The organism is Flavobacterium soyangense, from assembly GCF_015277675.1.
Taxonomy (GTDB): Bacteria; Bacteroidota; Bacteroidia; order Flavobacteriales; family Flavobacteriaceae; genus Flavobacterium; species Flavobacterium soyangense.
In genome coordinates, this window is sequence record NZ_JADHEC010000003.1 from 97,629 (window position 1) to 119,192 (window position 21,564).

The 21,564-nt window shown below is 29.4% G+C and carries 20 protein-coding genes; 16 read left to right on the forward strand and 4 right to left on the reverse strand.

Annotated elements, in window-relative coordinates; all coding sequences use genetic code 11:
• The first annotated feature begins 2 nt into the window (after positions 1 to 2).
• From IR213_RS02300 to IR213_RS02315, 4 genes are all read left to right on the forward strand, one after another.
• Positions 3 to 2,054 (forward strand): hypothetical protein, encoded by a 2,052-nt coding sequence (locus IR213_RS02300; RefSeq protein WP_194310697.1) that lies wholly within the window; start codon positions 3 to 5, stop codon positions 2,052 to 2,054.
• Positions 2,051 to 3,331, forward strand: coding sequence for a DNA polymerase A family protein (locus IR213_RS02305; RefSeq protein WP_194310698.1), 1,281 nt, complete (start codon positions 2,051 to 2,053; stop codon positions 3,329 to 3,331). Before IR213_RS02300 ends, IR213_RS02305 begins: the two co-directional genes overlap by 4 nt.
• Before the next feature lie 13 nt (positions 3,332 to 3,344).
• Positions 3,345 to 4,253, forward strand: a complete 909-nt coding sequence (locus IR213_RS02310; RefSeq protein WP_194310699.1) for a hypothetical protein — start codon at positions 3,345 to 3,347, stop codon at positions 4,251 to 4,253.
• A gap of 73 nt (positions 4,254 to 4,326) precedes the next feature.
• Positions 4,327 to 5,574 carry a site-specific integrase gene (locus tag IR213_RS02315; RefSeq protein ID WP_194310700.1) on the forward strand — a complete coding sequence of 416 codons (1,248 nt, stop codon included), beginning with the start codon at positions 4,327 to 4,329 and terminating at the stop codon, positions 5,572 to 5,574.
• A gap of 336 nt (positions 5,575 to 5,910) precedes the next feature.
• On the opposite strand, the gene IR213_RS02320 is transcribed toward IR213_RS02315, so the two are convergent.
• The gene (locus tag IR213_RS02320; RefSeq protein WP_228479061.1) at positions 5,911 to 6,150 is read right to left on the reverse strand and encodes a helix-turn-helix domain-containing protein; all 240 of its coding nucleotides are present in this window, start codon (positions 6,148 to 6,150) and stop codon (positions 5,911 to 5,913) included.
• A 103-nt stretch (positions 6,151 to 6,253) separates the two neighbouring features.
• On the opposite strand from IR213_RS02320, the gene IR213_RS02325 reads away from it, so the two are divergent.
• The 8 genes from IR213_RS02325 to IR213_RS02360 all read left to right on the forward strand — a co-directional run bounded on the left by IR213_RS02325 (position 6,254) and on the right by IR213_RS02360 (position 14,619).
• Positions 6,254 to 6,757: a hypothetical protein gene (locus tag IR213_RS02325; RefSeq protein ID WP_194310701.1), complete on the forward strand. Its 504-nt coding sequence runs from the start codon at positions 6,254 to 6,256 to the stop codon at positions 6,755 to 6,757.
• A 10-nt stretch (positions 6,758 to 6,767) separates the two neighbouring features.
• Positions 6,768 to 6,974 carry a hypothetical protein gene (locus tag IR213_RS02330; protein ID WP_194310702.1) on the forward strand — a complete coding sequence of 69 codons (207 nt, stop codon included), beginning with the start codon at positions 6,768 to 6,770 and terminating at the stop codon, positions 6,972 to 6,974.
• Between the two features lie 363 nt (positions 6,975 to 7,337).
• Entirely contained in the window at positions 7,338 to 8,558 is a 1,221-nt protein-coding gene (locus tag IR213_RS02335) for an ABC-three component system protein (RefSeq protein WP_194310703.1), read from the forward strand.
• Entirely contained in the window at positions 8,558 to 9,010 is a 453-nt protein-coding gene (locus tag IR213_RS02340; protein WP_194310704.1) for a three component ABC system middle component, read from the forward strand. Before IR213_RS02335 ends, IR213_RS02340 begins: the two co-directional genes overlap by 1 nt.
• Positions 9,007 to 10,881 carry a DUF3732 domain-containing protein gene (locus IR213_RS02345; protein WP_194310705.1) on the forward strand — a complete coding sequence of 625 codons (1,875 nt, stop codon included), beginning with the start codon at positions 9,007 to 9,009 and terminating at the stop codon, positions 10,879 to 10,881. The genes IR213_RS02340 and IR213_RS02345 overlap by 4 nt, the downstream gene beginning before the upstream one ends.
• Positions 10,882 to 10,893: 12 nt before the next feature.
• Positions 10,894 to 11,922, forward strand: a complete 1,029-nt coding sequence (locus IR213_RS02350) for a nucleoid-associated protein (protein ID WP_228479062.1) — start codon at positions 10,894 to 10,896, stop codon at positions 11,920 to 11,922.
• A gap of 142 nt (positions 11,923 to 12,064) precedes the next feature.
• Positions 12,065 to 13,342: a phosphoribosyltransferase-like protein gene (locus IR213_RS02355; protein WP_194310707.1), complete on the forward strand. Its 1,278-nt coding sequence runs from the start codon at positions 12,065 to 12,067 to the stop codon at positions 13,340 to 13,342.
• Between the two features lie 176 nt (positions 13,343 to 13,518).
• Positions 13,519 to 14,619, forward strand: a complete 1,101-nt coding sequence (locus IR213_RS02360) for a reverse transcriptase family protein (RefSeq protein WP_194310708.1) — start codon at positions 13,519 to 13,521, stop codon at positions 14,617 to 14,619.
• A gap of 376 nt (positions 14,620 to 14,995) precedes the next feature.
• Here IR213_RS02360 and IR213_RS02365 read toward each other — a convergent pair whose 3' ends face one another.
• Together IR213_RS02365 and IR213_RS02370 are read right to left on the reverse strand one after the other, a co-directional pair.
• The gene (locus tag IR213_RS02365; RefSeq protein ID WP_194310709.1) at positions 14,996 to 15,886 is read right to left on the reverse strand and encodes a BT4734/BF3469 family protein; all 891 of its coding nucleotides are present in this window, start codon (positions 15,884 to 15,886) and stop codon (positions 14,996 to 14,998) included.
• 96 nt (positions 15,887 to 15,982) lie between these two features.
• On the reverse strand, positions 15,983 to 17,593 hold the full coding sequence (locus tag IR213_RS02370) for a DNA primase family protein (RefSeq protein WP_194310710.1): 1,611 nt from the start codon (positions 17,591 to 17,593) through the stop codon (positions 15,983 to 15,985).
• Between the two features lie 117 nt (positions 17,594 to 17,710).
• On the opposite strand from IR213_RS02370, the gene IR213_RS02375 reads away from it, so the two are divergent.
• From IR213_RS02375 to IR213_RS02390, 4 genes are all read left to right on the forward strand, one after another.
• Positions 17,711 to 17,998, forward strand: a complete 288-nt coding sequence (locus IR213_RS02375; protein WP_194310711.1) for a helix-turn-helix domain-containing protein — start codon at positions 17,711 to 17,713, stop codon at positions 17,996 to 17,998.
• Positions 17,999 to 18,008: 10 nt separating this feature from the next.
• Positions 18,009 to 19,256 carry a type II toxin-antitoxin system HipA family toxin gene (locus IR213_RS02380; protein ID WP_194310712.1) on the forward strand — a complete coding sequence of 416 codons (1,248 nt, stop codon included), beginning with the start codon at positions 18,009 to 18,011 and terminating at the stop codon, positions 19,254 to 19,256.
• 120 nt (positions 19,257 to 19,376) lie between these two features.
• The gene (locus tag IR213_RS02385; RefSeq protein WP_194310713.1) at positions 19,377 to 20,267 is read left to right on the forward strand and encodes a hypothetical protein; all 891 of its coding nucleotides are present in this window, start codon (positions 19,377 to 19,379) and stop codon (positions 20,265 to 20,267) included.
• Between the two features lie 435 nt (positions 20,268 to 20,702).
• Positions 20,703 to 20,924: a hypothetical protein gene (locus IR213_RS02390; RefSeq protein WP_194310714.1), complete on the forward strand. Its 222-nt coding sequence runs from the start codon at positions 20,703 to 20,705 to the stop codon at positions 20,922 to 20,924.
• A 35-nt stretch (positions 20,925 to 20,959) separates the two neighbouring features.
• Here IR213_RS02390 and IR213_RS02395 read toward each other — a convergent pair whose 3' ends face one another.
• Positions 20,960 to 21,547, reverse strand: coding sequence for a riboflavin synthase (locus tag IR213_RS02395; RefSeq protein ID WP_194310715.1), 588 nt, complete (start codon positions 21,545 to 21,547; stop codon positions 20,960 to 20,962).
• Between the last annotated feature and the right edge of the window lie 17 nt (positions 21,548 to 21,564).

The following is a 21,564-nucleotide window of genomic DNA, read 5'->3' on the forward strand; positions in this document are numbered from 1 at the left end:
TTATGAAAAATGAAAAAAACGAAATAACACAAAAGGTTATTTCAACCCCATTTCGCAAAACTGCAAAGGGGAGGATCTATATTCCAACGATGGATTTTATTAATTTCTTGAACTTTCTGAGTTTTTATAGAGCTAAAGTAAATGGGATGCTTGAATATGTGCAAGTTAAAGGTAACTTAGTTAAGATTGTTGATAAGCCATTTATGATAGAAGTCTGTTTAGATTGGTTGGAAAATAATTTTGAAAGTTATTCGAATGATGGATTCACAATAAAAGACGTCTTGGAGTCTTGGGTAGCCAAAATAAGGGTTTTGATGGATGAAAAAACATTGTATTTTCTTCCCACAATTGAGATTCTACTACATCTTGATACGGAGAATGAGAGTTATTTTTACTTCAAAAATACAGCTGTAAAGGTTGATAAATACAGTATAACATTAGTTGATTACAAAGACTTAAACGGAAATGTATTGGAGGAACAGATCATTGACAGAGAATTCAAACTACCAAAAAGCGGTTCGTCGAAAACGTCTGTGCCATTTCAGAGATTTATTTGTAATATTTCAAACCAATTACCAGATAGGATAAATGCTTTTGAATCAGTTATTGGTTATATGCTCCATCGTTATCAAAACCCTGCGAATTCAAAAGCAGTAATTTTACTTGATGGAACAATCAACGAGTTAAACATAGTTTCTGGGGGTAGTGGAAAGTCTCTATTTGTGAAAGGATTAAGTTATATGCGTAGTCTATGCGATATATCGGGGAAAGATTTTGATAGCCGTAATAATTTTTCTTTCCAAAGAGTTAGTCCACAAACCAATATTGTTGCAATAAATGACATTAAGGAAAACCAAAATTTTGAGATGTTTTACGGAAGGGTTACAGACGGCTTTACAATTAGCAAGAAGTACAAAACTGACGTTTATGTTCCTTTTTGTCTTAGTCCTAAAATGATTATAACCTCTAATTATTTATTAAAAGCCCCTATGGGTAATAGTACTGAAAGAAGACGTTATGAAATAGAGTTTTCAGAACACTACGGAAAACATCTTACTGTTTTTGAAGATTTTGAACATTATTTTTTTGACGATTGGAATACAGACCAATGGAATGAGTTCTCTATGTATATGATATGTTGTATTCAAAAATATCTCAATAGTGGATTAGTACAAGCAGATTCGATCAATTTAAACGAGAGACGATTGATAAATGATGTTGGCATTGAACTGATAGAATTTTTAGACGAAGAATTGATTCGGTCTAAAAAACTACATAAAAAAGAATTGTTTCAAACCTTTGTCAAAGGAGGCTATGTTTCTTATAAATACCAACCTACGCAAAAATCATTTACTACTCGATTAAAAAAATACTTAGAGTATAAAGGATATAATTACAAAGAAACTCCAAGCAATACTAAAATATATTTTGAAGTAGTCAATAACTCCCCTCCTATAGTTTACACAACAATTAAAGACATTTCTGTTGATTACAGAATAGTTGACACCAAAAATAAAATGACTCGTTTGGTAAAAGAACTCACAAAATATTTTGGAGAAAACCGTCAAGGAGTTTTGGCAATAGATTTGGAAACTACTGGTCTTGATCCCCATAACGACGAGATTGAATGTATGGCTTTGACTTTTAAGGAACGTACTGGATTTAATGTCAGTTTTCGAATGCAGAAAGGTAAAATTCTTGATTTTATCCAACCTATAATGCCTTTTGTGACAAGTGAAACCATCACAAAGGTATTTCACAACGCAAAATTCGATTTGAAATTTCTCCAGCTGTACGGAATTGAGATTAATGGACAGATTAAGGACACTATGATTATGGATTATTTATTAGACCCCAATCGCAAAACTCACGGTTTAAAGGAAATTTCAAAGTTACACTTAGGTTACTGTCAAGTCAACTATGAGGAAATGCTCAAAGGAAAATCAATTAAGGAAGTTCCTATAGAAGAGCTGACAAATTATGCATGTGAAGATACTGACCAAACATTTCAATTGTATCATTATATCAATAACCAATTAAATTCCAAATTATGAATGATACAATTATAAATGTAGAACATCAATTAATTCCTGTTCTCATAAAAATGGAACTGGAAGGCGTAAAAATAGACATTAAAACATTATCGAATGTAGAACTTGAATTAATTGAGTTGAGTAACAAAACCAAAATCCAGATTCATCGATTTGCAAATTCTGAACTAAACCTTAACAGTTCTGAACAAATTAGTGAATTACTTTTTGATGTTTTAAAATTAGAGTCAAAAACAAAGAAAAAATCAAATAGTAGTTATTATTCTGTCGATAAATCACACTTAAACAAGTTAAGTAAAGACCACGAAATTATCCCTTTGCTTTTGGAATTTCGAAAAATAGTGAGCCTTTTGAAATTCTGTAGTCAGTTAAAAAAAGTTAATTGTAAAACAAAACGCTTGCACGGAAATTTTAATCAAATCGGAACGGCTACAGGAAGATTTAGTTGTAGTAATCCTAATTTACAAAACATTCCAAACGTAGATATAAAACCTAAAGAAAATGAAGAAATAACTAGATTAAAAGTACTTGAATCTAAATTTAGAGAGGTGTTTATTCCAAAACAAGGATGCCAATTTATTGGAGCAGATTATTCTCAAATTGAACTTAGGGTAACGGCAGAAATGAGCCAAGATACTTTTTTGTTGAAAGCTTATAACGGAGATTTAGACATTCACAAACTTACTGCGAGTGAAATTTTTAAAGTAAAATTTGACGATGTAACCAAGGAACAACGTTCTATCGCTAAGTCAATTAATTTCGGTTTGATTTATGGAAAGACTGCTAATGGACTTGCGGAATCACTAACTGAAATCACAAAAAGGGTTCATTCTGAGGAACAGGCTCAAAAAATTATGGATGATTATTTTAAACGTTTTAGTGGGGTGAAGTCCTTTTTGGATGGATTGATTGTTTTTGCTGACGACTACGGTTACTCCCAAACAATCTATGGAAGAAAAAGACCAATTCCAGAGTTAAGTTCTTCGAGAATGTCAGAAAGAGAAAAAGGAAAACGTCTTGCTATGAATTCTCCTATTCAAGGTAGTGCAGCGGATATTATTAAAATGGCGATGATAGCTTGCGACAAAGCTATTACAAAAAATAATCTCAAATCTAAGTTAGTACTCCAAATTCACGATGAATTATTGTTTGAAGTTCCTGATGATGAGGTGCCAATTATGAAAATTTTGGTAAAAAAGGAGATGGAAAATGCAGTAAAATTATCTGTTCCATTAACAATAGATCTTAAAATAGGTAAAAACTGGGCTATTGCTCACTAAAAATTAAAATATTATGAAAAATACACAATTAGAAAAATATCAAATCGATTTTGTCAAAATTAAAGTTAACATCGATAGTTCTACAACGATTAGAAAGGACAGATTAGTAGAACATCCTGCACTTAGGAATCAATATAGTTTAAATCCTATTTTAGGAGACTATGTAAAAAACTTTAGTCTCTATTTCTGTAATGACAACTCCGTAGTTATCAAATCTAGCATCCCTTATTTTCTATATGGACATAATTATAAAGAGATTAGAGAGGGCCAGTTAAGTAAATTCGCAGAAATAATCGAAGGGTTATTGGGGATAGACGTAACTAAGGGAGTAGTCAAAGAGTTTGAATTTGGAGGATATGAAAAAATCGAGATTAGGAGCGATTCCTATTTGAAAAGTATTTTTGGAATGTGTGGATTTCAGTTAGAGAAATCAACATCTTTTATGAAAATGTACGGAAATCAATCAAGTGCGATTCATTATAAAGTTTATGATGCTATCGCAAATGCTAAAGTGAAGAAAACCTTCGAAGTTGCTAAATTCCCTAAAAGCACAGTAATAAAGCACGAAATTAAATTCCTAAATCCTAAAAAATATTTTGGAGAGGATATATTATTTTTTGATCTCTCAAATAATTTTCACTTCGGAAAAAATATTATGGACTGTTTACATAATTTACTACACGATTTTAAGGGTAAAATTATTTTTAAAAACGAAATAATCTATAAACCAATCAAAGACGATCTAATAAATATTCTTTATGCTACTGTTAAAAATTTGGAAAAGAAAAACAGTATTATGGTTTATGAAGAATTGATGGATCTCATTAATACTTTGGGATTAACTGCATCTCAAAAAAGTAAAAGAAAAAAATCAATTGAATTATTGGAGGAAGCATATAATCGAGAATTCAATATTTTTTAATAAAAATCAATATGTGCGGTAACCTCACGTCGAAATAAGGGGTAATGTTACCTCAACAAAAAAAATTGAAACTATGGCAACATTAAAATTTGTATTAAGTAAATCGCAACATCAGCGAAAAATAAAAAGTAAGGAGTCTATGCTTATGTTGAGGTATATTCACAAAAAGGAAGTTACTTACTTTACTGCTCATAAAAACATCGATGAAAAGTATTGGGACGATAAAGCTCAACAAATTAAGAGAAGTTATTCAGGCTCTGACCGCTTTAACATCTACATCAAAACTGTTAGACAAAAAGTTGAAGATATTGTAAATGGGTTACTAATCAAAGGAGAGGATCCGAGTAAGGATTATGTTAAAAGATTATATACTTCGGGTATAGAGTTGCAGGAAAAGAAGAGACAATATAGTTTTTTTGAATTTGCAGAGATATATTTAGAGAATAGTAAAAAGCGTAAGACCGAAGGAACTATAAAAGGGTATCGTACCACGTTAAATCAGCTTAAAAAGTATGAAAAATATTCAAAGGTAAAACTAGATTGGCAGAATATAGATATGACTTTTTATTATGACTTTTTGGATTACTACACAGGAATTCAAGGGTTGACAAATAATGGTTTTGGAAAGGTTATCAAAATAATTAAAGTTATTTTGAATGACGCAACAGAAAAGGGGTATAATTCAAATCGGACTTATCAGCATAAAAAATTCAAAACGATAAAAGAAGAAGTAAATAACATTTATCTTTCAGAGGACGAAATTCAAAAATTAATTGATTTAGATTTGAAGAGCAATGGTTCCTTAGAACGTGTAAGAGATTTGTTTGTTTTTGGGTGTTATACAGGACTTCGATTTAGTGATTTTAGTCAAGTTAAATCTGAACACATAGTGGACAACAAGTTAAGAATAAAAACAATTAAAACTGATGAATGGGTAACAATTCCATTGTTAAATGAAGTCAAAGACATAATGGAGAAGTACAAGGAAAGTCCGAACAGTTTGCCTAAATCGTGTGTAAACCAGACGATGAACCGATATTTAAAAGAGTTAGGGGAGTTAGCTAAAATTGAGGATAAGGTGTTGAAAATAAGAAACAAAGGGAAGGAAAGAGTAGAAGAGGTCTTTTATAAATGGCAGCTAATTTGTACGCATACTGCAAGACGTTCTTTTGCTACCAATATGTTTAAGAGAGGTGTTCCGACCAGAGTAATTATGAAAATTACAGGGCATCGCACAGAAAAAGCATTTTCAAGCTATATTAAAATATCGCAGGAGGAAAACGCAGATTTGATGTTGGAATACCTTAGCAAATCAGCATAAAAATAAGTTTCTTTCAGTGTCTTTTTATTAAAGAGGAAGGCACTCAAAGAAACATCAGCATTACATTATTAGTACTGCTTTCTAAAGAAATACGACATAACCTCTCGTAAGCATAACTTATAAGTTGGGTAAAAATACTTAACTGGATAAAAGTCCTGTCTTTTAGATGCATTATGCAACAGGTAAAAAGTAAATTTCAAAGAAAATAGAAAATGAAAGGCAGGACAACTTTAAGGCGTAGCTTTAAAAAGTTGTCCTCTTTTTTTTACTTCAATCTTTTAAATGAAGTGGTGCTTTAAGGTACTGTTGTTTAAAAGGGTTAAATCTGTTTTTCAACTAAAGAGGAATCTCAGGAAGAAAATCCTTAGGAGAGCATTCAAGAATCTCTGCTAATTTATTGATATGAGATAGATTATACTTCGCTCTAAATTTTGAACTTTCAACATTTCCAATAAAACCGATGGACAGATTTAAAGCATAAGACAACTCTTTTTGAGAAATCTTCTTTTCTATACGCATTCTTCGAACTGTATCAATTACATATTGTTCAATCGGTTCTATATTCGAATTGTCCATAAACTTGCATTTGGACAAAGTGAGTTAATGCCTAAAAATATTTCACTTACACAGGTGTAAGTGTTTGAAAAAATGTTGATATTTGTGTAAAAAAAATAATACAATGAAAAGCAAAACTTCAATCTTAGTTCTACTATCACTTTTGATAATGAGTTGCAATCAAAAAAACAATAACGCTGACATTACTGAATGTCCTTTTGAAATTATTAAAGCAGAAAATAATTTTTTTAAAAAAGTTGGTACAAAATACCAATTTACATTTACGGGTGCTACAAAAAATAAATCTGCAAATATTTTCGATGATGTTTATACCACATTAAATGTAGAATTTGAATTAGATAATGGAAATATATTAACTCGTGAAGATTATAAAAGTGGATTAATGACAGGTTTTGGTGATTTGGAACATGCTTGGAAACCAAACGAAATTAGACAGATTGATGATAATGGTGGAATAGATTCTGATTTTATACCTGAACACTATAAGCAATATCCAATTAAAAAAGTAACCGCAGTAATTAGGTTTAATACTAAAGACGTAATGAATGGAGCAGAGGCAGATTACTATTATAATATGGACATAACAGACATTTGGAAAAAACTTTAAAAGTATAAAATTGAAACTTTTATTTGCAATTGATAATAATACTTTCGTCTTGCAACAATCTGTCATTCAAACCAATTTTATGATTGAAATGGTAAAATATGAGTCCACACTCACTGAAGATACAGAAATAAATGATACTCCAATAATAGACCAAACTAAATTAAAACCTCGTCCAAAAATTAAAGCCCTTATAGACGGCAAAGAAGTGTGGGTGTAATATGAAAATTAATTTTTCTTCCAAATTGATTAAATTCTTTTTTTTTACAAATAGTTTATAAATTGATTGAAACAGTAATGTTAGAATTTTTAAAGTTTCAAAATGTAATTATTACGGTTAAAAATTGTAGAACCATTGATAATAATCAATTATCTCTCTATTCAGAGATAGAAAGTCATTTCAAAAAAATAAAATTGATTTTTGAATGGTCTCTTATAAAAAATCGTAGCTAAACTAAATTTAGCTACTGGAATTGAAGCGCTATGTCTTATGTAAATATTTTTTGAAATTAAGAAAAACAATGTATTATCTTAGTTATTTAATAAAGAATAGTTTTACATTTGTTACTAACGAAATTTCAAAATGAGTACAATTCAAGATCAACATACGGCTGGCCCAATAGCGATAGGGTTTGATTATCAGTTCTATTACTTTATGTACTTAGCTCTTGAACTTAAACATGGGCAGAAGATTGGTTTTGAGGTCAAAGATGATGTTCATATTGATAGAGAAGATGGAACTACAGTTTTGTTTCAAGCAAAACATACTATTGTAAAAAACACAGACGGGTCTTTGCAAAATTTAACTACGTTAGATGCCGACTTATGGAAAACACTAAGTAACTGGGCTACTTTTATCAAAACTGGGAATACTAATTCAGATTTTCTCAATAAGCATTCATTTATCTTGGTTACTAATAAAAGTGAAAATAATAATGATTTTATTAATTCACTTTCTTTATTTAAAGTAGATGAAAATATTGACAAAGCATTAGAGAAAGTAATTGAATTAGAGAATAAAACTAAAGATGAAACTCTTAAAAAATATCTTAAGAATGTTTCTTCTCTAGGCAAAAGGAAATTAAAATCGTTTTTATTGAAACTTACAATTGAAACAGATGTAGATGAAATAATAGAGAAAATAAAAAACAGGATATTTGAAAATATTAGACAAGAAAATTTAATAGATGCAGTATTTGAAAAATTGTCATCAAACTTGCAATTAGCAAAATATACGGATATTAAAGAGAGAAATAAATTTGAAATTTCTTTTAGAGATTTTAATGACAAATTTGGAAAATGTTTTAAAGCAGCGTATGAAAATAAGCCATTACCAAAAAGAGAATTTCCAATTCTTTTACCTGACGATTTAGAAAGCCAAATATTCATAAAGCAACTACTTGATATTGGCGAAATACAAAGCGGGTCAAAGGAAATTAGGATTTATACCACTCAAATGTTGAAAGCTCTAAATAATTTTTCTTATTGGGTAGATGAAAATTTTGTTCTGCCAACTGATATGGATGAGTTTAAGAAAAATAGCATACAAATTTGGGTTAATGAATTTAAGTCAAAATATAGACAAATTGAAAGACAAGTTAATTCAGGTTCACTTATTGAAGACTTGGAAAACGATATTAAAAACTTAGGTGTTGACCTCATTGACTGTTTGCGTAAACAAGACTTATTTATACCAAGCTATCCTTCTCTTGGCATAGAACATAGCAACGGACATTATTATGCTCTATCGGATAAATTAGAAATAGGCTGGCATTTTGATTGGGAAAGTAAATACAAGGTATAATGAAAGAAATGTATTATATATATAATAACGAAGCAATTGCAAGTTGTGTGTTTTTGTCAATATTGAATAAAGTTGGCACATTGGATATTGCTCGTTCGTGTTTGGTTTTGCCTTTCTTATTGGATGATAGGACTGTGAATTATTTAAGAAGAAACCAAGATGTTGAATTGAATTTGGAGCAACTAATAAGAGAGCAATCAAGGTTATTCATCTCTTTCAATAAAAGATATTTGTCGTTATTACCCATTACAATTAATTCTTTGATGTTGTTAAGTAAAAGTAATCAAATCAAAATCGAAAACGAAATATCGATTGATGATTTTATAAACTTTGAGAGTGAAGATTTAGGTGATAGGTTTAACAAAATAGAAGACATTACGTCAAAATTTTTATCAATTATAGAACAGTATTCGACAGCACAACTCTATAAAATTCTAAAAGTACAATTATGAAATTCATACTACATGAAATAAAACTATGGTTTAAGGATGAGGATACAGAGCCAAAAAGCTATCATTTTTTAGCCGACAAAGTAAATGTTATTACAGGTGATGCGACAACAGGGAAAACAAGTTTTTGGAGTATAATCGACTATTGTCTTTTATCAGGAAAAGTAAAAGTTGCAAATACTATTAATGATAAAGTTTTGTGGTTTGGAATACAATTTACAATAAATGAAAAAGAAATATCCATAGTTCGGAAAACGCCAATTAATGGGGCTGTTTCTTCAGAAGTATGTTTTAATTTTGGTTCATTGCCAAGCCAACCAACAAGCAATATAAGTATTGCTGAAATAAAAGCTATACTTGATGAGGAATTTGGAATTACTGATGCTTTAAGATTTCCTTATGGGAAAGCATTGGGAGGAACATCGTTCAATATTTCATATAGGCATTTCTTGTTATTCAATTCATTAACAGAAAATGTCATAGGAGTTCAGGAAACTTATTTTGACACTACATATTATGGAAAAGAAGAGTATGATAAAGCCCTTGGTCATATTTTCGATTTGGTTATTGGTGTCAATGATATGGAGAATATCAAAGCCTTGGAAAGATTACAGGAAATAGAAGTTGAACTAAAGAAAATTAAAAACCAAGAAAAAAGTAATCAAAGCAAATCGAAAAATTTTGAAAAAGAAATATTTGGATTAATTGACAAATGTAAAAAACACAATTTTATTGAATATTCTGAATCTATTGATGATTTAGACTATGCTTTATCTGTAATTCAAGAAGTTATAACCAATACAAAAAAGGTTGCAGAAAACTCAAAGTTGTTCACCGAAATTGACAGTTTATATAAAAGAAAGAATGAAATACAGACTCAAATTATTGCGATAAGTCAGTATCAAAAAGAATTCGACTCATATAAAAGGAATCTGAATAAGTCTGCCGATAGTCTGCAACCTATTGAATTTTTAAATAAAAAATTATCAGACCAGTTAGTAGAGTCGTATGAAACAAAACTATTTATAGAGTCATTAGAATCGTCTTTGAAAAACATTAAGGCGAATCTTTCAACAAAAATAACAGAACCCTTAAAAGTTACAGGAGAAGTAAAGGAGTTGCAAACTTGGTCACAGGAAATAGATAAGAGAATCAATCAACTAAACGAGATAAAGAAGAATTATCATGCTGAAGGTGAAAAATTCATTGCATTAGGTGAAATAAAGTATGTTTATGAGCAATCACAAAAAAAAGAAGGAAACAAACCTATTAATACAATTAAATTAAATAGTTTAAATGAAGAGAAATCGAGGATAGAAAAAGTACCCGCAAACACTTCGCAGATTAAATTTCAGATGAAAACCATGTTTAATGAAAGTATTCAAAGGAATTACGATCAATTAAAGTCATTACCCACTTATAAAAATTATAAAACAGGATTTGATGATTCAGAAATGATACTGAAGTTGTATCCTCCATCAAACCAACTTCAATTTCCATTGGATAATGTTGGCAGTAAATCAAATTATATGTTTATGCACCTATGTGTTTATTTAGGATTACACGAGCATATGATAAATCTTGAGCAAGTACACGTTCCGCAATTTTTATTTATTGACCAGCCGAGCATTCCATATTATTCAGGCACAGACGAAAAAGGGAATGATGATAAAACGAAACTTATTGACGCATTCACTTTATTAAATTCATTTGTGAATTACATTACAACACAAAAACAAAAACATTTTCAGATATTAATGGTTGAACATGCTTCTAAGGATTATTGGATCGATAACGACTTAACTTATTTTCACACCGTAGATGAATTTGTTGACGGAAAGGGATTAATTCCAAATGATGTTTACAATAGTTAACCTATGAAGGATATGAAATTAGGACAAATGGATAAACTAATTATTCATTTTGTTGGAAATAAAAATAGTGGTGATGGTGTGCGCTTTTCTGATGTTCTCACCAATTTTGAAAATATCGAAGAATACATAAAGAAATTAACGGAAAATAGCTTCAAATTAGAAGAGTTGTTTTGTTTTTATTCGGTACCTACTTTGGAGCTAAATCCAATGTATCAATTTGTAAGTTCAATCTTCCAAGACAATGATTCATTTCTTAAACAATCACAAAATAGCGCTCGACATTTATATGACAAAAGTACTCATCCGCAAGTTAAGGCTGGCGAATTGTTTATGACATACTTTAAAGATTGTGAAATAAATGGAGAGTGTGCAGATGCTATAGGATTATTTAAATCAGAGAACAAAGACACTATACTTAAAATTTCTACATCAAATGATGGCTTCAATCTAAATGATGAAAAAGGAATGAATATTAATAAATTAGACAAGGGATGCCTAATTTTTAATGTACAAAAAGAAAATGGTTACTTAATAGCTGTAGTTGATAATACTAATCGTAGTAGTGAGGCTCAATATTGGAAAGAACATTTTCTAAATATACAACAAATAAAAAATGAATTTCATCAAACAAAACAATTTTTAGGAATTGCAAAGCAATTTGTTACTAAACAATTAGTAGAAGATTTTGATGTAACGAAAGCAGATCAAATAGATTATTTAAATCGTTCAGTAGATTATTTTAAAAATCACGAAACATTCGACAAAAAAGAATTTGAAGAAAAAGTTTTTGAAGATGATAGTCTAATTGAATCTTTCCGAAATTTTGATAAAACTTTTAGGAAAGATAATGACATTTCTGATTATGATAATTTTGAAATTTCAAATAAAGCAGTAAAAAAACAGTCGCGAATTTTTAAAAGTGTCCTTAAATTGGATAAGAATTTCCATATATACATACATGGGAACAAACAACTTATCGAACAAGGAACGGATCAAAATGGAAAGAAATATTATAAAATATATTACGACGAAGAAAGCTAATGTTATTTTAAACAGGAACACCTACTTTAAGATCTGTAATTAGTTATAACAATTTTGAAGAAGCAAAGACGATATTGATGTTTTTAATAAATCCCGATCTTTAGAGTATGAAAAAGGATAGAATAATAAACCAAATTTAAAGATGTCATTAAACATTGAAATAGATAATACAACACTTGATATACTTTCAACTAGACTCAAAAAAGTCACTAGTCCACTTGATATATTAAAATGGCTAGGAAATTTTAAACCTTCCGAAGTTGAGTTAGCTATTGATATTATTTCAAATATGACGGTATACACTACTAATGAAATTGAAGAGATTTTAAATGATAGTTTTCAATCTATATTTCCTAATATTAGTAAAAATGAAAGAATCATTGTTAATCCAATCGGCGATTTTGGAAAAAGCGGAAGTATGATAACTTACTTTTTTCAAAAAACCAGCTTTTATAAAACCAGGAAAAATCAAGGCAAAACAAAATTATTAGCATCGGTAGATAAAATTGACTACAAATTAAATAAAGAATATACTTTAATATTATTAGATGATTTTATAGGTTCAGGAAATACAATTGAAGAGTATTTTTTAAAACATATTGAACCAATAAAAAATAATTTTAAAGGAATACATTTCGTTGGTATAGCTGGAATGCAAGATGGTTTTAGAAGGATATCACCTTTGTTTACCAAAGTAAACATTCCTAAATCAAATATTTTCAAAAAGGCTTTTTCAAATGACAGTAGTTTTTTCGGTTATCGAAACTACGCTAAGTATAGAGAGCTTTGCTATTTATATGGTAAAAAACTAACGAAAGAAACTGTTAGTAAAACTGGAAAAATCAAATTTAATGATGCATTAGGCTATGAAAATTCACAATCATTAGTTTCTTTCGGTTATGGTAGTCCAAATAATACTTTACCCATAATTTGGTCTAATTATGATGGATGGTATCCTCTCATACCAAGAAATTCTGTTGACAAAATGAGTATAGCAAAAAATTTTAGAAAGAGTATTCTACATGAATTATCTATTCTTAAAGAATTTGGGAGTGAACAAATTAGAGATAATTTTTTTAGCTTTAAAATTAAGAAAGGTAAAAGAGAATTTAGTTCCGTTGATAAAATTGATTTTTCAATATATTCAATTATAAAATTATCGAGAACAGGATTTACACCCGTTAGTATCTGTCAAAAATTAGGTATCTTTTATACTGATTATGAAAATTACATAAATAAAGGCAGAGAAAGAGGTATTTTTGATGGTAAAGATGAGTTAACACTTTTCGGGTTGGAATTGTACCAAGACGCAAAAAAATGTATTAATAAATGTAAAAAATCTATATTTTACGAAAATGATGAACAATTTAAAATAAAAAACATTAACTATACACCTTCAAAGTTTAATGGAAAGTCATAAAGAGCAAGCAATTTCAAGTCAATGTAGTTTTTTAACTACATTTAAAGGGCAAGAATACCCGGGTAGTTATCCAAGTAGGGCTGAAGCATCTTTTCATCATTTCCCACACAACATCCTCCTAAAAAGTCGGACCTGTGTGGGATATGCTTCGCATAATTTAATTAGTAGTTGCTCCTATGACTTTTCCATTTAATAAATTGATACCTATTTCTAATGAGGAAATTGTTCATTCCGAAGAATTTTATGAGGAAATCAGAAAATATGGTTCATTTCTAAGCGATAAAAAATTACCTATAATTTATTCATTGCCTCATCTCTGTCTGCTATCTGGTGTAAATATTAATAATATTAAAAAACTCTGTGGCTCCAATCGAATTGACGATTACAAACGTTTCAAATTAAAAAAAAGAAGAGGTGGATTTAGAGTTATACAGACTCCAAATGAAGAATTAAAATACTTACAAAGATGGATTTTATTTAACATTCTTGATAAAATAACTGTTCACGATAGTTGTACAGGCTTTGAAAAGGAAAAATCAATTAAACAAAATGCTGAAATTCATTTAAAAAGCGAAGCTGTTTTGAAAATTGATTTAATGAGGTTTTTTGACACCATAAATGAGAAAAGAATATATGGACTTTTCAAAAATTTTGGATATCATAAAAATTTGGCGGTATCATTTGCTAAAATTTGTACAATAGAGCCGAACGAAAAATTTATGAAGTCATTTAAAAAAAATGAAATTGGAATTAAAAACTTTATAATTGAAAATGAAGAAGGTATTTTGCCACAGGGTTCGCCAACAAGCCCTAAATTATCTAACCTTGTCGCTTTTAAACTGGATAAAAGGCTTTATGGTTTAGCTTTAAAAAGTAAATTGAATTATTCGAGATATGCTGATGATATAACATTTTCAGGAAATTTAGATACCCTTAAAAAAATAAAAAGCATCATATATAAAATCATAAATGAAGAGAGATTTTTTGTTAATCATTCAAAAACAAAACTTTTGATTAGAGGAAATCCTTTTTTTGTCACTGGATTATCCGTGAACAATAACTATGTAACAATTCCAAAAAAACGAAAAATAGATATTGAACATCATCTATTTCATTGTTTAGAAAATGGAGTTGAAGAGCATATGAAAATATGTGAAATAAAAAAAAGGAATTTTAAAGATTGGCTTTTAGGCAATATTGCATTTGTTTATTCTGTAGAAAAAGAGTTGGGACAAAAATATTTTGATAGTTTTAATAAAATCCAATGGCCAATATAATCTTAATATTTATAATGAATAAATTCTAATTTCTTTATTGGACTTGCTAATTTTTAAATCAAGAAGTGTTAATTGTGTTCAAAATTGATAACCTTTTTTCAAATGATGCTCAAACCCACATACATCCATAGGGTTGCATTGTAGTTTAAATATTCGTATCATTGCACTCGAAAGTTTACGTGACTGCACAGAGCTATTTCTAAGTAAATTAATTGAGATACAAGTGGGACCACGAATTGATAATCAAGCACTTACAATTAATTTTGTAGGTGCTATTTTTTTAGTTGTTGCACACATTTTGCACACAACTATTGATAAGGCATAAAAAAACCCGATTAAACTCAATTAATCGGGTCATTCTAAAAACCTCTATTTATTATTTCAATCCATATTTTTCAGCCCAGTAGAAAAATGTTCCAATTGTATAGGAATATTGATTTTGGAGAAGTGGATTAAATAAATTATCGGTTTTTACAGGATGATACTCTTGGTGATTTTTTGAAACCAGATGAAATAATTCCCTTCCCTCTTCACCGAATTCATTTGCGAGAGCACAACCAATTTGAATCCATTGTTCATATCTCTCGGTTATGTCCGTAGAGGTGTTTTGTATTTGAGCAATTATTTCAAGAACTTTTCTCTTAGTGTAGCTTTCAGACTTTTTTATATCTGTATTGCTATATTGATTTTCGGGTAATGATTGTTCTACGATAGTCATGTAATCTATATATTGGTTGAATACTTTTGCATCAGGATTAAAATATGCATTGGCATCATACGAATATCCTCTTAATCGTGTTACATCACCGCAAGCCGTATCAATTATAATTCCTATTTTTTCAAAGCATATTTTCAAAGCTTCAAAATGTTCTTTATGTTTATCAGCAAACATTAATGGAATCAAACAGAAAACACCATTTCCGCTCACTGATAAACTTACATAGGCAATATTCAATATGTTTTTTAGTTGGTCTCTCAAATTTGCAAAGTCTGTAACGCCAGGATTATCCCCTGAGTCTATATCAATACAGATAAATCCACTATGCTTAACAAGAGAATCTCCTTTACGTTTAGAGAAGGTTCCGCTTGGTGTTATTCCTGGAAGATTGGCTTTTAGTCGATTGCGGTCTTCTTTATTGTCAACAGTTCGTATAAAATCCACCTCATTTTTTAAGCTGTCATCATTAAACCAATCCCAAAGAGAAACAACATTTTCCGGGATTGAAGATCTGTAATTTTTGAATTTACTTATATATGTATTTTTCATTGTTATTGTTTTTTATTAAATTAAAAATTGGCATTTGTTAATTTTAAACGCTAACAAACCTATTGCGTTAGCGTTTAAAATTACATCAAGGGTTCTTTAAATTTTTATAATTGTTGCACCGTCATAACTAAAATCCGAAATCAATTTAGCGTAAAAAACATTAGTAAAACCATTTTTACTCCTTTTGACTTCAAAACCTGCATTTCTTAATTGTGCACTTAGGTTTTTAATTTGATAAGGATAAAATCCGTTTCTAGTACAATAATCTCTATATATTTGATAAAATATATCCAAGCCCATTTTAGAATCTGGTGATGGTATATAATTTTCATCATCAATAAATGATAATATGGAACTAGATTCTCTTCTGTATTTTTCTAACTCTTTATCTACTATTTCTGATTTTGTAAAATTACCTTGCTGCCTTAGTCTTTTCATCCCATCTATTACCATATTAAAAACGCCTGGCAATTCATTTGCAATAATTTTACTTGCTAGATTTATATCCTTTTCCTTATCCGAAATGGTTTCATTAAATGGTAAGATAATAAAGCGGCGATAAAAAGCATTGGTGTTCTCGGAGTTTTTAGGCAATGTGTTACAATTGAACATAAATCTGCCGTAATTCTCAATGATAAATGGGTTTTTATATAATAATTTGGACTCACAGGGCTGGTTACTAACTAAGGTTTTAAGCATGTCAATTTCAAATTTTCCATTTCCAATTTCTTGAGCAAAATTAAGAAGTGTGTTTTCAATCAATGCACGTGTTTGACTTTTTTGGTTGCATAAACTAGATAATGAGAAGTTAGTCATATTTTGTTTCCCCAATAGAGCATATATTATATCATTTATGACACTTTTTCCATTACTTCCAAATCCAAATAGTAATAACATTTTTTCAATTTTAATATCTTTCACAAATACATAACCCAAAAATTCAAGTAAAATGTTTTGAAGTTTTTTATCTGGCAAAATTCTATCTAAAAAAGCTTGAAACATTACTGCTTTTGCATTAATATCATATTTAAAATTCAATTTGTATTTCAAAAAGTGTTCTTTTTTAAATCCAATTAAATCTATTTTTCCACCATTTAAAATAAGGGTTCCATTTTCCACTGGAATTCGAATTTCGTTAATTTTTGAATTAAACCCAGGAATTGGAGCTGATATTTGGAATTGTTTAAATAAAGAATCTTTAACTTTAAATTGTTGTGCTTGTAAATTTTCTAGGCCACATTTTTCCGCGAAGTCTCCCAAAAAACCTGTTAGTATTTCATTATCTCTCTTCACCCAATATTCTGCATTATAAAAGTAAAAATCGCCATTTGATATTCCCATTCCAAACCCTTTTTCTTCTGTTAAAACCAGTAATTGGCGAATTATCATTACGTATTTTTCAAATTCATTAGGAGCTTTTTTTTGAATTTCTTTTTCTATAGCTTCTTTCATTTTAAAATCGGTAGCATCATTTAATTTCTCTCTTAAATTAAGAACCGCTTTTTTGTTGGCCTCTAATTCAAAATCTATTTTTTCCGTATCTTCAAGTAAAGTCCGAAAAAGATCTTCTTCTTTTATAGCTTTTTGCATCATGCTCTGAAATACTTTAATTTCGTTTTTATTTGTGTTTGGCTTTTCTATAATTGGGTTTAATGATAATTCATTAAAATCAATCTCACCATTTATATAATTTTTTTTATTTTTCATTATTTAAAATCTTTTTTAAATATTTAGTTCACTTACTTCACTATTAAAAAAATATAATAATGTTTATTATTATAAACAAAATATATATATTTGTATATAATAACAAACGTTTTTATTATGAATACTAAAAAGCAAAATGTATTTCCTAAATATCAAGAGATATTAAATAAGTTAGGTGAAAACATAAAATTGGCTCGAAAAAGAAGAAAATTAACAGCCGTTCAAGTGGCAGAGCGAGCAGATATTGCTCGAACCACTCTATATCAAATAGAGAAAGGACGCTCAAGAGTAACAATAGGTGCTTACTTTAATGTAATGAGGGTATTGGGCTTGCAAAATGATTTTTTAAAATTAGCGGCAGATGATGAATTAGGCAGAAAACTACAAGATTTGGAACTACTTTAATTATCAAAATATGGCAATTAAGAAAACAAATATCTACGTTTATGCACATTGGCAAGGAATGGTTGAGCCAAAATTAATTGGAACACTTTCAGCGCATCAAGGCAAAGGAAGAAAATCATTCAGTTTTGAGTATGATAAAAACTGGATAAAATCCGAACAGCAATTTTTATTAGACCCAGATATACAATGGTTTTCAGGTCAACAATTTCCTAATCAAAAAGAGAATTTCGGGATATTTCTGGACAGTATGCCAGACACTTGGGGGCGAACTTTGATGAAACGACGCGAGTCACAGAACGCAAAAGAGTCAGGTTTAACGGTGACAAATCTATACGAAATTGATTATTTGTTGGGCGTTTATGATGAAAGCAGGATGGGGGCATTGCGTTTTAAGTTAGATATTAATGGCCCATTTTTAGATGACAACAAAAATACACCAACTCCGCCTTGGTCATCAATTAGAGAATTACAACAAGCCGCAAATCTCATTGAAAGTGATAAAGACAATGATGAAATTAAAAAATGGTTGGCCATACTTATTGCTCCTGGTTCTTCACTAGGTGGAGCTAGACCTAAAGCCAATCTATTAGATGAACATAAAAACTTATGGATTGCTAAATTCCCTTCTCAAAATGATATTATAGACAAGGCCGCTTGGGAATATTTAGCTTATCAGTTAGCATTGAAAGCAGGAATTAATATGGCTTCGTCAAAAATTGAAAAAATTAGTGGTAAGTACCATACGTTTTTTACCGAACGTTTTGATCGAAGCAAAGGAGAACGTATTCATTTTGCATCTGCGATGACAATGACAGGGAATAATGAAGAAAATATTCGAGATACTACAGCAAGCTATTTAGACATCGCTGAGTTTATACAATACAACGGTGCCGAAATCACAACGGATTTGCACCAATTGTGGCGACGTATTATTTTTAATATTGCCATTTCGAATACCGATGACCATTTAAGAAACCACGGATTTATATTGACATCTAAGGGTTGGCGATTGTCTCCGGCCTATGATATTAATCCTTCTACTGATAAAAACGGATTGGCATTAAATATTGATATGAATAATAATGCTTTGGATTTTGAATTGGCAAAAAGCGTGGGCGAATATTTTAAATTGAATAATGAACAAATGAATGTAATAATCGATGAGGTTTTTCAGTCTGTTAGTGAGTGGAAAACTATTGCAAATAAAATTGGGATTAGTAGGGGTGAACAGGAATTAATGGAGAATGCTTTTTTATAAAAGAAACAAACAATCAAATTATTGATAATTTCAAAGAAAAATAAAATAAATTTTTCTGTCAAGGTTGTGAAAATAACATCTAAAGATTACATTTAACAAAATATTTTTTAAATAAGACAAATGTTAAAAAGATTAATAATATTAAACTCAGAGATTTACTCTAAAGCTGATATTGAACTTAATGATTGTGATTCTTTGCAAATTGTTGGCCCAAATAATATTGGTAAAAGCACATTAATCTATGCTTTAAACTTTCTGTATATTATTGATGGTAAACAAATGACTTTTAGTGGAAATAGAACTGGTGATAAGTCTACAATAAATCACTATTTCCCTTCACTTAATTCTAGTTATATTGTTTTTGAAATTTTCAAAAAAAGATATTATTCAATTTTAGTGAAAAGAAATTTAGAGGGTAATTTAGATTATTACAAAATCGATAGTGACTATAAAGAAGATTTATATTTTACGAATAAAGGAAATGGGGTTCAACTAAAAAACTTTGATACAATAATTTCAGAATTTACTACGAAAGGGATTGAATATTCGAAATTCTCTAACAAAAGAGATGTTTTCAATTTTGTATATCAAAAAGGTAAAAAAAGTAATGGTGTTGTTTGGATTGATGAAAATGTTTCACAAGATGGCGGAGGAATTAGTAATAACTTTTCTAAAATATACAGATATTTAATAAATTCAAAACTTATTGATAATGAAACGCTAAAGGACTCCCTTATAATTGCAGATAATAGAGAAAATGAAAAAGTTGAATTCTCTAAAAAGAAGCAAAATGATATTCAAAGTTTGTTGAGACTGAATAATGGGATAAAGATTATAAAAAGTATTCAGAAAAGTTATGCCGATTTTAAAGAGCTAGTTAATCAATATAAAGGAAAGCGGATAATGCTTTCAAAATTAGTATTTGCATTTAACCAACAATATTCATTTGTCTATTCTGTAGAAAAAGAGTTGGGACAAAAATATTTTGATAGTTTCAATAAAATCCAATGACCAATATAATCTTACTATTTATAATGAATAAATTCTAATTGCTATATTGGACTTGCTAATTTTTAAATCAAGAAGTGTTAATTGTTTTCAAAGTTGATAACCTTTTCCTAATTGATGCTCAAACCCACATACATCCATAGGGTTGCATTGTGGTTTAAATATTCGTATCATTGCATTTGAAAGTTTATCGGACTGCACAGGGCTATTTCTAAGTTAATTAATTGAGATACAAGTGGGACCACGTAAAACCCTTCAAATTTCTATATTTTGTAGGGTTTTTTTATACAGATATGTAAAACTGTATTTTATCGGCAAAAAGCATACTTTAATCAAGGTTAGTATTGTTTTGTTATTAAAAAAAATAACTTTGCAAATACCATCTTATAGTATTATGAGTTTTAGACTAATAAAAGCTTATTCTTTTTTTAAATAAATATGAGAATTATTATAAAAAAGTTTTTTATTATAATCATTTCCCTTTTTGGGATAATGAATTCTATCGCTGCGCCCCATCCTCCAAATCCAGGAGGGAAAAAACCACCTCCTCCTCCAGGATTGCCTATAGATGATGGTCTTTATATGCTATTTATTATAGCTTTACTGTACGGGATTTATATCATTTACAACCATCATATAAAAACAAAAACTCCAATTTAATTTGGAGTTTTTTGTTTTTATATCATTTCTTGCTTTTATTTCTGGGAATATAATTTTGAAATATACTTGCCAATTAAGTCAAATTCGAGATTTACTTTTGTACCTACTTCAAAGGTTTTAAAATTAGTGTGTTCATAAGTATAAGGAATAATTGCAACGCTAAACTCGTTTTTTCTTGAATCTATCACAGTCAAACTCACTCCATTTACTGTTATTGAACCTTTTTCGATAGTAATATTTCCAATTGTTTCGTCATATTCAAAAGTATAATACCAACTTCCGTTTGTTTCCTTTGCGACAATACAAGTTCCAACCTGGTCAACATGGCCTTGTACGATATGGCCATCGAGTCGATCTCCTAGTTTCATCGCTCTTTCAAGATTGACAATGTCACCAACTTTTAAATAGGCTAAATTTGTTTTTTTGATTGTTTCTCCAATTGCGGTTACTGTATAAATGGAGTCTTTTATGGAGACTACCGTCATACAAATTCCATTATGTGCAACACTTTGATCTATTTTGAGTTCATCAGTGATAGAGGAAGATATTGAAATATGGAGATTGTCCTTGTCTTTTTTGATTTCTTGGATTACACCAAGGGATTCTATGATTCCTGTAAACATTTCTTATTTTATTTTAC